Raw genomic sequence first — 13,721 nt, forward strand, 5'->3', positions numbered from 1 at the left:
TGATTTAACTGTTTGAAAATTATAGGATTAAAGTTACGATTTATTGAGCTAAGTTTTTAACTCAAAATAATTTAACTTTGCATTGAAATAGACAAATTATATTCCACAGTAAAAAAACAGACAAAATGACATTTAAAATCAAGTTTTTCTTGTTTTATCATGTCAAAAAGTCATAAACAACGCCAAATATGAGTTTTTTAAATTCAATCTTCGGAAGTTCAGAGAACTCAGAAGCATCAAAAAGTAAAGTAAACTGGACAGAATTAACAGATATGCTTCAATTAATGGAAATAGAAGCTATTTCTAATGAAAAACCAGTTGTAATTTTTAAACATAGTACAAGATGCGGCATTAGCCGAATGGCTTTAAAACAATTTGAAAGAGAATATGACCTTGAAAATGTTGTAGACGCGTACTTTTTAGACTTAATTGCACACAGAGATATTTCAAACGAAATTGCAAGCAGATTTGGAGTTTATCACGAATCTCCTCAGTTGATATTAATCAAAAACGGTAAAGCGGTTTACGATGTTTCACACAGTGATATTGATGCTGAAGCATTGAAAAGCAAAGTGTAAATTTACTTTTATGAAATGTAAAATGTGAGAAGTAAGATATTTAAATACAAATTATTACTTCTCACATTTTACTTTTTACATTTCACCATATTAAAAACTTCCTCCAGAACCTCCTCCACTAAAACCTCCGTCTCCAAATTCCATTGGAGAAGCTTGCGGTTTTACCTCTGGTTTTATTCCGAATGTAGAAGCCACAACTAAGGCTTCAGCATTTAAAAGAGTATCTGAATGATTGATCCTATCTGGCTTAAAAGTCAAACCGCTTTCTTTTTCTTTTAATTTTTTAATTGAAAAATAAGCTATTGCAAATAAAACCAATCCGCCAAGTGTAAGCGCAACTTCTACAGGCAAAACTGAATGATAAAATCGAATGGTATAAATTGAAAATGCAATGGCCAAAAAACTAATCCAAAGCATTATTCTATCTTTTGTTTTTAAAGCCTTAATCAGATAAAACACTGGAACTACAAAAGTGAAAGCATAAAAGAAAAATGCAAACGGAATATCGGTTCCTGGCTTTACCTCTTCTCCTAAAAGCTCTGCAGAAAGTTCTCTAACAACCAAATAATTACAAGAAAGATAAAAGAGAACTAAACAAAAACTATTTGCTAATAATAATCCATTGTAATAGTGACTTTCAGCTAAACGGTCAATTATTTTTTTAGTTATAAAATAAAAAATACCAGCAAAAATCATTGCTGCAAATGGCAAAATAGCTTTCCCAATATCTCCAAATTCAAACATTCCGAAAAACAAAAAAGCACTTACAGCAAAACAAAAAACAAGCATTGACAATACATGCAAATATCTTAAGAACATAAATAATGAAGCTGCAGAAACAAAAAGTGCTATAATAATTTCGTAGCCTTCTGTTGTAATTGCAATTGCAGCTCCAACGTTTAAAAGTGCCCCCAATATAAAAGCATCATCGAGTCCATGATTGTGATAATCTTGCTTGGCCAATAATTCGATGCCAACAAATCCGATTACGGCAAAAATATAACAGCATATTTCAAAAAACACACGTTCACTGCTTAAACCGACTAAAGTAATTACCCCACAAATTGAAAGATATAAAAAGCAACCAAGCAAAAAGAATCCAATTCTAACCAAAATATTGCTTTGGCTTTTTAAATCTGGTAATTCTTTCTCTATAAACTTTTTTTGGTCTTTACTAATAAAACCACCTTTATACAATGTATCTGCTTGATCAATTAAAGCTCCATTGTCTATTTTTCTCTTATCGTAAGCTATCATTCTGAAATTTCTTTGTGGAAGTTTTTAATTAGTTTAATAAAAAGAACAATTGAACCAATGAAGTAGGCTGGCAAAAGAAAAACAAACAATTCCCAAATATCAGAGAAATCAATGTTTTCAAAAATCCTAAACAAAAATATATTGGCTCCGATATAAGCATAAACAATCATAAATACATACAATGACATTGCCTTATAATCGTAACTTGTTCTATAAAAATAATATGTTGAGCCTGCTAAAATTAAAGTAAACAACATCCAAGCAATTGTATCATAACTGGTCATGTTAGCTATAGAAGCAATGCTGGCAATATGCAATGCAAATGTTAGAAAAATTAAACCAAAATGTGTTTTTAAAGAAATTCTACGACTATAAACGACCCATAAAATTAATAGCACACTTAGAGCGATAGCTGAATAACTAAGATTTTGGCTTGCATAAAAATCATTGCTTTTTAATAAATCTTGTGGCGTTACCGAAAGACCGATATAAGCTTGCTAAACCAGTAATTGCGATCGTTAAAACACTTCTATTGTCGAAATAATAAGCACAAAAGAAACTCACTATTGTTGGAACCAAAGTAGCCAATCCGTAATGTTCTCCAAAAGGTTTATATTGAAACTGAAGATATCCTATAAAAATGCAAGTCAGAATATTTCCTGCTAAAACCAGATATTCTAAAACAGGATGCTCAAAAGTTGTTTCTTCTTTCTGAAAACCTTTAGAATGTTTGAAACAATAAAAAAAGCAAACTGCAATAACAATTAAGAGCAATGATAAAATAGCGATGTGTCCTATTGAATCTATATTTTCGTAAATCAAAATTCCAATACCAGAAGTAAAAAGTATTACCGATAAATAAAGAAAAAGCTTTAATTCAGCATTCAAAGAAAAAATAGAAAGATCACGATATTCTTTTATTTCCCGAAACTGATTTTCAGTAATTAGATTTTTCTCAAAGAGACTTTGAGTTGCCTGTTCATCAAATTGCTTCATATCTTAAATTTAAATAACCTTTTTTCAAATTTATGTAAATTAGGTCGAATTTTCTTAAATTTGAAAACAATATTTTGAAAACAAAAAAACCGACTCACATCTGTAAATCGGTTTTAGTATTCTAAAAATTGTTTCTTTATAAAACTGCTTTCATTTTATCTTTTATCGCATCTAAACATAAATTGTTGATACTTCCTTCGTGCGTATGTTTGGTTTCTTTAGGAGATTTGTATGTTCCTGCTTCCAATTGTTCTGCAACAGCTTTGTAAGCATCTCTAAACGGCATTCCTTCCACAACCATTTCGTTTAAAGTATCCACTGTAAACAGGTAATCGTATTTTTTATCTTCCAAAATATGATCTTTAACTGTAATATCTTTTATTGAAAAAATAGCAATATCCAAACAAGATTTTAAAGTTTGAATTGCTGGAAACAAACCTTCTTTTAAAAGCTGTAAATCTCTGTGATAACCACTTGGAAGATTATTTGTAATTAAAGTGATTTCGTATGGAAGTGCCTGAATCTTGTTGCATTTTCCTCTGATTAATTCGAAAACGTCAGGATTCTTTTTATGAGGCATAATGCTTGAACCTGTTGTAAGATGTGCTGGAAGACCAATAAAATTAAAGTTTTGGCTCATATACAAACAAACGTCCATTGCAAATTTTGATAAAGTTCCTGCAACGCTTGTCATAGCAAAAGCAACGGTTTTCTCTGCTTTTCCACGGCTCATTTGCGCCGCAACGGCATTGTATTTTAAGGTTTCAAAACCTAATTCTTTGGTTGTAAAGGTTCTGTTGATTGGAAACGAACTTCCGTAACCTGCAGCAGAACCTAATGGATTCTGATCTACAATTTTAGAAGCTGCGTTCAACATAGTTACATCATCAATTAAGCTTTCAGCATAAGCAGAAAACCACATTCCGAATGACGATGGCATCGCGATTTGTAAATGTGTATATCCTGGCAATAATACGTTTTGATGTTTTTCTGCCGATTCCATCAACAAATCAAAAAGCGTTTTTACTTGATCTTTTATTGCTTTTAATTCGTCTTTTAAATACAAATGAACATCTACTAAAACCTGATCATTACGAGAACGTGCCGTGTGGATTTTCTTTCCTGCATCGCCTAGTTTTACTGTTAAAAGATATTCGATTTTAGAATGTACATCTTCGAAACTATCTTCGATTTCGAAATTTCCAACTACGATATCAGCGATGATTTCGTTTAATGCATCAACTAAAGATGTTGTTTCTTCTTGAGTCAATAAACCGATCTGTCCCAACATTTTAGCATGTGCAATTGAACCTAAAGCATCGTATTTTGCTAAAACTAAATCAAGTTCACGGTCGTTTCCTACTGTAAATTGTTCGATTTGTTTATCTGTTGGTATTCCTTTTTCCCAAAGTTTCATAGGTGCTATTTTTTTCGCCACTAATTCACGAATTAATTTTTTTAAATCTTTGCGATTATTTTTTTCGAATTAATTCGTGAATTCGTGGCGGTTTTTCTTTTCTCTTATAATTTAAAGAAATCGGTTAGTATTTTAATATATAAATCGACTCCTTCTTCAATTTCATTTACAAAAATAAATTCGTCTGCTGAGTGCGAACGCAATGTTTCTCCTGGTCCTAATTTTAAAGACTGACAGCTTAAAACCGATTGATCTGAAAGCGTTGGCGAACCATACGTTGTTCTTCCTAAAGCAATTCCTGCCTGAACCAAACCATGAGCAACTGGAATAGACGAAGCATTTAAGTGCATTGATCTTGGCGTTACTTCGGCGTTTACATTTGCTTTCACCACTTCTAATATTTCAGCATTTGTATAACGATCTGTTACGCGAATATCTACAACCAAATCACATTCTGATGGCACAACATTATGCTGTTTTCCAGCGTTAATCTGCGTTACGGTCATTTTTACAGGACCTAAAACATCTGAGATTTTGTCGAATTTATAGTTTTTAAACCATTCCATTACCGGAATTGATTTGTATAATGCATTATCGTCGTTTTGATGTGCGGCGTGGCTTGCAGTTCCTTTTACTTTTACGTCAAGAACTAATAACCCTTTTTCTGCAACTGCCAATTGCATTAAAGTTGGTTCTCCAACAATCGCGCAATCTAGTTCTGGTAAGCTTTTTAAAACGCTGTTCAAACCGTTTTTTCCACTGCTTTCTTCTTCTGCAGAAGCCACAATTACAATATTATGAGAAAGGTTTTGATTTTCGTAGAAATGAACAAATGTTGCTAGCAATGAAACTAAACATCCTCCTGCGTCATTACTTCCTAAACCGAATAGTTTTCCATCTTTTTCAATCGCTTTAAACGGATCGTTGGTGTAAGCTTGATTTGGGCGTACAGTATCGTGATGTGAGTTTAGTAAAAGTGTTGGTTTGTTCTCGTCGAAATATTTGTTGAAAGCCCACACATTGTTATTTTCTCTCTTAAAAGGAATTTCATTCTGATTGAACCAATTTTCTATTAAAAGAGCCGTTTGATCTTCTTCGCTTGAAAATGAAGGGGTTTCGATTAGGCTTTTTAATAAACTAATTGCTTCCTGGGTAAGCGTATCTATATTTTTCATTTTTGTTAGGTTCTGAGGTGCTAAGATTCTGAGATTCTAAGTTTTTTAAGCATGACTTTACCAATCTTAGCCAGAAAATTAATTTGCGCAAATTTCTTAAATTAATATTTAAAAGCACTGCGCAGTCCTGTTTTTTTTGCAACTAATTGCACGAATTTTCACAAATTATCTTTTTGTAACAGATTTAAAATCAAAATAAACTTTTTCATATGCACCAAAAATTATTTTCTCTTTTAACAGAGAAAATTAGAGTCAATTCGTGGCAACATTTTTTATAATGTAATCGTTGTATGTGGAATATCTGAATTCTGGAGCATTTTATGATGCCCAATTTTGATTTTCTGCACGCCACGCGATAAACTATTGAAGCAGTTATCCAATTTTGGAATCATTCCAGAATGGATTACTTTTTCTTCTTTTAGTTTATTGTATAATGGCTCGTTGATTTCTGTTATTACAGATGAATCGTCTTCTGAATCTTGTAAAACGCCTTGTTTTTCAAAACAATATGTTAGCGTCACATCAAAAACTTCAGATAAAGCAATTGATAATTCACTTGCAATAGTATCGGCATTAGTGTTTAATAATTGTCCGTTTTTGTCGTGTGTAATCGCACAGAAAACGGGAACAACTCCAGCTTCCAATAAAGTTGCCAGTAATTTGGTGTTGACTTGTTTTACATCGCCTACAAATCCGTAATCAATTGTTGGGTGATTCCTTTTTGTTGACTGAATTAAATTTCCGTCAGCTCCAGAAAAACCAATTGCGTTATTGTCTTTTGCCTGCAATTGCGCCACAATATGTTTATTGATTTGTCCAGCGTAGATCATCACTACAACATCAAGCATTGGAGCATCTGTAATTCGGCGTCCGTCAATCATTTGCGGAACTAAACCAATACTCTGTGCCATTTTTGTAGCCGATTTTCCTCCGCCGTGAACTAAAACTTTATAGCCTTCAATTTTAGAAAAATCGGTTAAAAATTGTTCTAATTCTGTTGGATTATCGATGATGTTTCCACCTATTTTTATTACGGTAACTTTCTTCATAAGATTCTAAGGTTCTGAGATTCTAAGATACTAAGTTTTTTTCTGCGCAAAGTTTCTTAGCATCTTAGTAGCTTAGAATCTTAGCAACTTCGAAAAATTATATTTTTTTAAGAATCTTTTGTAAAACTAATTGTGCTGAATACGTTCTGTTATTCGCTTGTTCGATTACGATTGAATTTTCTCCATCTAAAACTTCATCGCTTACAATAACGTTACGACGAACCGGAAGACAGTGCATGAATTTTCCGTTATTGGTTAAAGCCATTTTTTCAGCGGTAACTGTCCAATTGGGATCGCTGTCAGTTACTTTTCCGTAATCGTTGAAGTTGCTCCAGTTTTTTACGTAAACGAAATCGGCATTTTCGAAAGCTTTGTTTTGATCGTATTCAATTGTGCAATCTTTTGTGATTTCTGGGCTTAACTCGTAACCTTTTGGATGTGTGATTACAAAATCCATATCTTTTTGCATCTGCATCATTTCTACAAATGAATTAGCAACTGCCTGCGGCAAAGCTTTTGGATGCGGCGCCCAAGAAAGAACCACCTTTGGTTTATCTTTGTGTCTAGGTTTGAATTCTTCCATTGTAATCGCATCTGCCAACGACTGTAATGGGTGACGGATAGCGCTTTCCATATTTACGATTGGCACTGTAGCATATTTCAAGAATCCTGAAATTACAGTTTCCTGATAATCTTTTTCCTTGTCAACCAAACCTGCGAAAGCACGAATAGCGATAATATCACAATATTGAGAAACTACTTCTGCGAGCTTCTTTAATATGTTCTGATGCACCAGAATTCATAACGGCTCCGTCTTCAAATTCTAATGTCCATCCTTCGTTGGTAAAGTTCATTACCATAACGTTCATTCCTAAGTTCATTGCCGCTTTTTGAGTACTCAAACGCGTTCTTAAACTTGGATTGAAGAATAACATTCCCAGAGTTTTATTCTTTCCTAAACTTTGATTTTTAAGCGGATTCTTTTTGATTTTAATCGCTTGTTTTACCCATTTTGATAATGAGTTGATGTCTTTTATTGAGATATAGTTCATGTCTTTTTGTTTAATCGGTTAATCGTTGATTTGTTTAATCGTCTTGCGAGTTAAACAAATATAACTTTCGTCCATTTTGTATTTTATATATTTAGTTTCTAATCGATTAACCGAATTAACAATTAAACGATTTTCGTAAAAGGAATTTCGTCTTTTAATGCCTTTAAAATAAAATTATCATTTAAACCATTTACAATCCAGGTTTCAATATTGGTCGCTTTTGCGATTCCTGCTTGCTTCTATTTTAGATTGCATTCCTCCTGTTCCGTGTGATGATTTTGATTCGCCGATTTCTTTTTCCAGCGATTTTAAATCATTTACCAATTTAATTGTTTGAGGAACTTCATCATTAATGGATTCTTTTGTATAAATTCCATTTGTATTGGTCGCAATAATCAGAATATCAACATTTAAAAGAACTGCTGTCAACGCGACTAATTTATCATTATCTCCAAACCGAATCTCATCTGTAGCAACGGTATCATTTTCATTAATAATCGGAATGTAATTATTTTTGACTAATACATTAATGGTATTTACGATGTTCTTTTTGGTCTGCTCTTTTTCAAAATCAGAATAAGAAAGTAAACATTGTGAAGTATTCAATCCTAAATCCTTAAAATTCTCATTGTAAATCCGCATTAAATGTGGCTGTCCGATTGAAGCTAAAGCCTGTTTTACAAAAACATCTTTATCCTGATTATCCAGCTTCACAAACTGTTTCTTCTTTGCAATTGCTCCTGAACTTACGATGATAAATTCATATTCATCATTTAAAGCCGCAATCTGTATTCCAAGATCTTCAATCTTTCCCCGCGAAATATGATTGGTTTCTTTGGTTAAAGTATTACTTCCTATTTTTAATAAAATCCGTTTTTTTGTCATTTTATTTAAAGATACTAAGGTTCTAAGATGCTGAGATTCTAAGTTTTTTTTAGAATTATCTAATTATCTAATTGCCTCAATTTTCATATTATCCAATTACCTAATCTGTCCTTCTCCGTAAACGTACCATTTGTTTGTTACGAGATGTTGAAGACCGATTGGACCGCGTTGATGCAATTTATCTGTACTTATTGCTAATTCTCCACCAAGACCAAATTGTCCGCCGTCTGTAAAACGGGTTGAAGCATTTTGGTAAACTGCTTCGCTGCGTCTATTGATTCCATAAACTGCTGTGCGAGCTTCATTATCTCTCGTAATAATTCGTTGCAGAATGTCCTCCGCAGTACTTATTAATCATATTAATGGCGTGTTCCTGAGAATCGATGGTTCCAATTACGATTTTATAATCTAGAAACTCTTCATACCAAATATCTTCGTTTTCGATCGTCTTGGTATTTTCGAAATACTCTAAAGATTTATCTACAATAACTTCTACTTTTGATTCAATTAAAGCTTCAACTAACATTGCTGTGAAACCTTCAAAATTGGGAAGTTTTGAATCAATTAAAACTTTATCTAAAGCATTACAAGCTGAAATTTTAGCTGTTTTAGCATTTAAAATTACTTTTAATGCTAAATCAGTGTCTGCTTTTTCATGAACGTAAACGAAATTATTTCCGCGTCCGCTTACTATTACTGGGCAAGTTGCGTGCGCTTTTACGAATTCAATTAGTTTTTCTCCGCCTCTTGGAACTATTAAATCTACTTTTTGAGTTGGTTTTTCTAAAAAAGCCTGAGTTTCTGTTCGGTTGTAATTGAGATATTCCACCCAATCTTTTGAAACTCCGTTTTCTTCTAAAGCTTTATGCCAAAGACTTACAATTTTAAGATTTGATTTTAAAGACTCTTTTCCTCCTTTTAATAAAATCTTATTTCCAGATTTAAAAGCAATTCCGCCCGCTTCAATGGTAACATCTGGACGGGATTCATAAATAATTAAAATTGTTCCAAAAGCGGCGGTTTTGTTGACCACTTTTATTCCATTATCATGCGTAAAATGAAAACGCTCAACGCCAACGGGGTCTTCCTGAGAAGCCAATTGGTTTAATGACAAAATCATCTCGTCGACTTTTTTATCATCTACTTTCAGGCGTTCTTCCATCGCTAAATCTGAGCCGTCGTAATCGGCAAGATCTTCCTGATTAGTCAAGATTATCTCATTCCGCTCCTGCTCGACCAGCTTTGCCATAGTCCGCAAAACCGCATTACGTGTTTCAATTGATAATGGTTTCATTTTTTTGGTTTAATTGGTTAATCGTTAATTCGTTTAATCGATTAACCAGTTAAACGATTAAACGAATTAACAGTTATAGGCAAACTTAGTTTTTAAGTTCTTCTAAACTTTCTTTTAAAGCTTTTACAAACGTATCGATATCTGCTTTTTTGACAGTTAAAGGCGGTAAAATTCTTAATAGATTTTTATTGTTCGCGCTACCTGTAAAAATGTGTTTTTCGATGATTAATTTCTTTCTTAAAGTTGCAACATCAAAATCAAACTCAACTCCAAGCATTAATCCTTTTCCTTTTACTTGTTTGATACCTTCAACTTCTTTGATTTTTTCTAAGAAATATGTATAAACTTCGTTTACATTTTTCTGTAAATCCAATTTTTCAATCACATCTAAAACCGCAATTCCTGCTGCACAAGATAAATGGCTTCCACCAAAAGTCGTTCCTAATAATCCGAAACTTGCTTCGAATTTTGGAGAAATTAAAATAGCTCCAACTGGAAATCCGTTCCCCATTCCTTTTGCAACTGAAATAATATCAGCGTTAATTCCGTGGTGTTGGAAAGCGAAGAATTTTCCGCTTCTTCCGTATCCAGATTGCACTTCGTCTAAAATCAAAACAACATCGTGTTTTTTACATGCTTTTTCTAAAGCTTGGAAAAATTCAGTTGTTCCTTGATCTAAACCTCCAACTCCTTGAATTCCTTCGATAATTACTGCTGTAACATCGCCTTTAGCCAATTCAGCTTCAACTAATTTGATTTGGTTTAAAGGTAAAAAAGTAACTACTTGCTGTGCATTAATTGGAGCAACAATTTTTTTGTTATCCGTAACCGCAACAGCTGCAGAAGTTCTTCCGTGGAAAGAATTATCAAAAGCTACAACTCTTGATTTTCCGTTATGGAAAGAAGCTAATTTCAAAGCATTTTCATTTGCTTCAGCTCCAGAACTGCATAAAAACAATTCGTAATCTTCAAGACCAGAAAGTTTTCCTAATTTCTGAGCCAATTCCACCTGCAAAGGATTCTGAATGGCATTCGAATAAAATCCTAAATTATCGATCTGATTTTTAAGTTTAGCTACATAATCCTGTTGCGTGTGTCCGATAGAAATCACACCATGTCCGCTATATAAATCTAAATATTCTACTCCTTTGTCGTCAATAATTGTACAATCTACTGCTTTTACTGGAGTTATGTCGTATAATGGGTAAACGTTGAATAAGTTCATTTTTTTGAAAAGTTAAATGTTATTTGTAAAATGTTAGAAGTTTTAGTGTAGACGTTTAACATCTAACTTCTAACATTTTACTTTTATTAAAATCCGCTTGGTTTCAAATGTAAACCTGTGGTTTCTTCTAAACCGAACATTAAATTCATGTTTTGAATCGCTTGTCCTGAAGCACCTTTGGTTAAGTTATCGATAATTGATGTTATGAGAACCCGGTTTCCTTTTTTCAATAAACTAATAATACATTTATTCGTTTGCACCACTTGTTTCATGTTGATGTTTGTTGTGGTAATAGTTACGAAAGGTTCATCTTTGTAGAAATCTTCGTATTTAGCAACCAATTGTTCCAAACTATCATCACATAATGTATAAAGCGTTGCAAAAATTCCTCTTGGAAAATCTCCTCTATTCGGAATAAAAAGCAATTCGCTGTCAAAATCATCCTGCAGCTGAACTAAACTTTCTCCGATTTCTCCCAAATGTTGATGCTCAAAAGCTTTATAATGTGACATATTGTTATTTCTCCAACTGAAATGAGAAGTTTCTGAAAGACTTACTCCTGCTCCTGTGCTTCCAGTTGTTGCATTAATATGAACATCATTATTTAGCAAATTATGCTCGGCTAAAGGCAATAATGCCAACTGAATAGCCGTTGCAAAACAACCTGGATTTGCAATATAATTTGTCTTTTTGATTTCGGCTTTATTGATTTCAGGCAATCCGTAAACAAAATCTTTTCCTTCGAAATGGGCATCTTTATTCAGCCTGAAATCATTTCCTAAATCGATGATTTTAGTATGACTCGCAAACTGATTTTCTTTCAAAAATGAAATTGATTTTCCGTGACCTAAACACAAGAAAACAACATTCACATTTGGATTTATTTCATCCGTGAAATTCATTTCGATATCACCCATCAAATCGTGGTGTGCTACAGAAAGTGGTTTTCCAGCATTTGTTGTACTGTAAACAAAATCGATGTTTACTTTGGGATGATACATTAAAATTCTGATGAGTTCTCCGGCCGTGTAGCCCGAACCACCAATAATTCCGACATTAATCATAATTTTATTTTTTTAAGATTCTGTAAAAAATCTTGATTTTTATAAATCTGCAAGAACGAATTCAGCGGATAAAAATTTTATTGATTTAATAGTTCCTAATGTTGGATTTAATGCAGTTTCAACATCATAACTAGCAGTATAAAAGGAATTTGCTCCAATTTTTTCATAAGGGTCGTCGTTGGGTACTCTTCTGATAGGAGTTAAAATAAGTCCATCAGCGTTATATGTTATCTTATAATTTCCTTTTACAGCAACATTATTAGGATTAGTAAACTTTATCTCATAGCGCAGCCTAGATGTATTGTTACCAGTATCAGGTGTATATTCAAATAGTAAGACTTCATACGTAATTGCCTTTAAAGTTTCTTTTTCCTGCTTCGCATCATTATCACTTGAGCATGCAAAAAACATTAAGAGAAATGGGAGTAAAAAAAATATCTTTGTTTTCAAATTAGTTTTATTTGCGAATAATTCATTACAATTAATCATGATCTAATTTGTTTACAGATGAGAATATGTTTTGTGCATTTCCTAAAATCTTAATAAATCCTTTTGCATCGTCAGATGTCCAAGCATTATTCATTTCTCCATATTGACCGAAACCTGTATTCATTAAATCATTTTCAGATTCGATTCCGTCAAGTGAGAAATGATATGGTTTTAATGAAACTGTTACCGTTCCATTTACTGTTTTTTGTGTGTCTTGCAAGAAAGTTTCAATGTTTCTCATAACTGGATCTAAGAATTGACCTTCATGGAATAACATTCCGTACCAGTTTCCTAATTGTTCTTTCCAGTATTGTTGCCATTTTCCTAGCGTATGTTTCTCTAATAAATGGTGCGCTTTGATAATAATTAACGGAGCAGCGAGCTTCAAAACCAACTCTTCCTTTAATTCCAATAATAGTATCTCCAACGTGAATATCTCTACCAATCGCATAAGCACTTGCCAATTTTTCAAGAGCCACAATATTATTTGAAGGTTTATCAGTTTTTCCGTTTAAACCAACTAATTCTCCTTTTTCAAAATGAAGGGTTACTTTTTCTTCGCCTTCTTTTTGCAATTGCGAAGGATACGCTTCACTTGGCAATGGCTGACTTGAAGTTAAAGTTTCTTTTCCTCCAACACTTGTTCCCCAAAGTCCTTTATTGATAGAATATTGTGCTTTTTCCCAAGAATAGTGAACTCCGTTTTGAGCTAAATAATCTACTTCTTCTTGTCTTGAAAGTTTTAAATCTCTAATTGGAGTAATAATTTCGATTTCTGGAGCAATAGTTTGGAAAATCAAATCGAAACGAATTTGGTCGTTTCCTGCCCCAGTACTTCCGTGAGCGATTGCAGTAGCTCCTACTTTTTTCGCATATTTTATAGCTTCAATTGCTTGAAAAACACGTTCAGCACTTACTGATAATGGATATGTATTGTTTTTTAATACGTTTCCGAAAATCAAGTATTTGATAGCTTTATCGTAATATTTATCTAAAATTGTTAAGTTGGCGTGTTGTGCACTTCCTAACTCGTAAGCTCTTTTTTCAATAGCTGTTAATTCTTCAGCAGAAAATCCTCCTGTGTCAACAAGAACAGTATGAACTTCGTATCCTTTTTCATTTTTTAAATATTTCAAACAATACGAGGTATCTAATCCTCCGCTATAAGCTAATACTACTTTTTTCATTTTTTATAATTTTGGCTAATACTTTCGTATTTAGCAGTTTGAGATTTTTTCTA

11 protein-coding genes and 3 pseudogenes are annotated in these 13,721 nt (G+C 32.9%); 1 reads left to right on the forward strand and 13 read right to left on the reverse strand.

Going from position 1 to position 13,721, the window contains the following annotated elements:
* Positions 1–188 precede the first annotated feature (188 nt).
* Positions 189–578, forward strand: coding sequence for a bacillithiol system redox-active protein YtxJ (gene ytxJ, locus P5P87_RS06700; protein ID WP_278022022.1), 390 nt, complete (start codon positions 189–191; stop codon positions 576–578).
* Between the two features lie 90 nt (positions 579–668).
* On the opposite strand, the gene P5P87_RS06705 is transcribed toward ytxJ, so the two are convergent.
* From P5P87_RS06705 to P5P87_RS06765, 13 genes and pseudogenes are all read right to left on the reverse strand, one after another.
* Positions 669–1,835 carry a hypothetical protein gene (locus P5P87_RS06705; protein ID WP_278022023.1) on the reverse strand — a complete coding sequence of 389 codons (1,167 nt, stop codon included), beginning with the start codon at positions 1,833–1,835 and terminating at the stop codon, positions 669–671.
* Positions 1,832–2,152 carry a hypothetical protein gene (locus P5P87_RS06710; protein WP_278022024.1) on the reverse strand — a complete coding sequence of 107 codons (321 nt, stop codon included), beginning with the start codon at positions 2,150–2,152 and terminating at the stop codon, positions 1,832–1,834. The genes P5P87_RS06705 and P5P87_RS06710 overlap by 4 nt, the downstream gene beginning before the upstream one ends.
* Before the next feature lie 127 nt (positions 2,153–2,279).
* Positions 2,280–2,831, reverse strand: a complete 552-nt coding sequence (locus P5P87_RS06715; protein ID WP_278022025.1) for a DUF2157 domain-containing protein — start codon at positions 2,829–2,831, stop codon at positions 2,280–2,282.
* Positions 2,832–2,967: 136 nt separating this feature from the next.
* Entirely contained in the window at positions 2,968–4,248 is a 1,281-nt protein-coding gene (argH, locus tag P5P87_RS06720) for an argininosuccinate lyase (RefSeq protein WP_278022026.1), read from the reverse strand.
* 104 nt (positions 4,249–4,352) lie between these two features.
* Positions 4,353–5,423, reverse strand: a complete 1,071-nt coding sequence (locus P5P87_RS06725) for a M20 family metallo-hydrolase (protein ID WP_035644856.1) — start codon at positions 5,421–5,423, stop codon at positions 4,353–4,355.
* Positions 5,424–5,695: 272 nt separating this feature from the next.
* Positions 5,696–6,472, reverse strand: coding sequence for an acetylglutamate kinase (gene argB, locus P5P87_RS06730; RefSeq protein ID WP_198856065.1), 777 nt, complete (start codon positions 6,470–6,472; stop codon positions 5,696–5,698).
* 97 nt (positions 6,473–6,569) lie between these two features.
* Positions 6,570–7,524: pseudogene (locus P5P87_RS06735) on the reverse strand (N-acetylornithine carbamoyltransferase).
* Between the two features lie 122 nt (positions 7,525–7,646).
* Positions 7,647–8,409, reverse strand: a pseudogene (gene proB / locus P5P87_RS06740) (glutamate 5-kinase).
* A gap of 304 nt (positions 8,410–8,713) precedes the next feature.
* Positions 8,714–9,703, reverse strand: coding sequence for an aldehyde dehydrogenase family protein (locus tag P5P87_RS06745; RefSeq protein WP_340696662.1), 990 nt, complete (start codon positions 9,701–9,703; stop codon positions 8,714–8,716).
* Positions 9,704–9,788: 85 nt separating this feature from the next.
* On the reverse strand, positions 9,789–10,928 hold the full coding sequence (locus P5P87_RS06750; RefSeq protein WP_278022027.1) for an aspartate aminotransferase family protein: 1,140 nt from the start codon (positions 10,926–10,928) through the stop codon (positions 9,789–9,791).
* Between the two features lie 86 nt (positions 10,929–11,014).
* The gene (gene argC, locus P5P87_RS06755) at positions 11,015–11,992 is read right to left on the reverse strand and encodes an N-acetyl-gamma-glutamyl-phosphate reductase (protein WP_278022028.1); all 978 of its coding nucleotides are present in this window, start codon (positions 11,990–11,992) and stop codon (positions 11,015–11,017) included.
* A 39-nt stretch (positions 11,993–12,031) separates the two neighbouring features.
* Positions 12,032–12,442, reverse strand: coding sequence for a hypothetical protein (locus P5P87_RS06760; RefSeq protein WP_278022029.1), 411 nt, complete (start codon positions 12,440–12,442; stop codon positions 12,032–12,034).
* A 31-nt stretch (positions 12,443–12,473) separates the two neighbouring features.
* Positions 12,474–13,668, reverse strand: a pseudogene (locus P5P87_RS06765) (argininosuccinate synthase).
* Positions 13,669–13,721: the final 53 nt, after the last annotated feature.

Source organism: Flavobacterium ginsengisoli (assembly GCF_029625315.1).
In the GTDB taxonomy this organism is placed as follows: Bacteria; Bacteroidota; Bacteroidia; order Flavobacteriales; family Flavobacteriaceae; genus Flavobacterium; species Flavobacterium ginsengisoli.

Coding starts and splice junctions, on each gene's coding strand:
- ytxJ (WP_278022022.1), top strand. CDS start 189: ATGAGTTTTTTAAATTCAATCTTCGGAAGTTCAGAGAACTCAGAAGCA.
- P5P87_RS06705 (WP_278022023.1), bottom strand. CDS start 1,835: ATGATAGCTTACGATAAGAGAAAAATAGACAATGGAGCTTTAATTGAT.
- P5P87_RS06715 (WP_278022025.1), bottom strand. CDS start 2,831: ATGAAGCAATTTGATGAACAGGCAACTCAAAGTCTCTTTGAGAAAAAT.
- argH (WP_278022026.1), bottom strand. CDS start 4,248: ATGAAACTTTGGGAAAAAGGAATACCAACAGATAAACAAATCGAACAA.
- P5P87_RS06725 (WP_035644856.1), bottom strand. CDS start 5,423: ATGAAAAATATAGATACGCTTACCCAGGAAGCAATTAGTTTATTAAAA.
- argB (WP_198856065.1), bottom strand. CDS start 6,472: ATGAAGAAAGTTACCGTAATAAAAATAGGTGGAAACATCATCGATAAT.
- P5P87_RS06745 (WP_340696662.1), bottom strand. CDS start 9,703: ATGAAACCATTATCAATTGAAACACGTAATGCGGTTTTGCGGACTATG.
- P5P87_RS06750 (WP_278022027.1), bottom strand. CDS start 10,928: ATGAACTTATTCAACGTTTACCCATTATACGACATAACTCCAGTAAAA.
- argC (WP_278022028.1), bottom strand. CDS start 11,992: ATGATTAATGTCGGAATTATTGGTGGTTCGGGCTACACGGCCGGAGAA.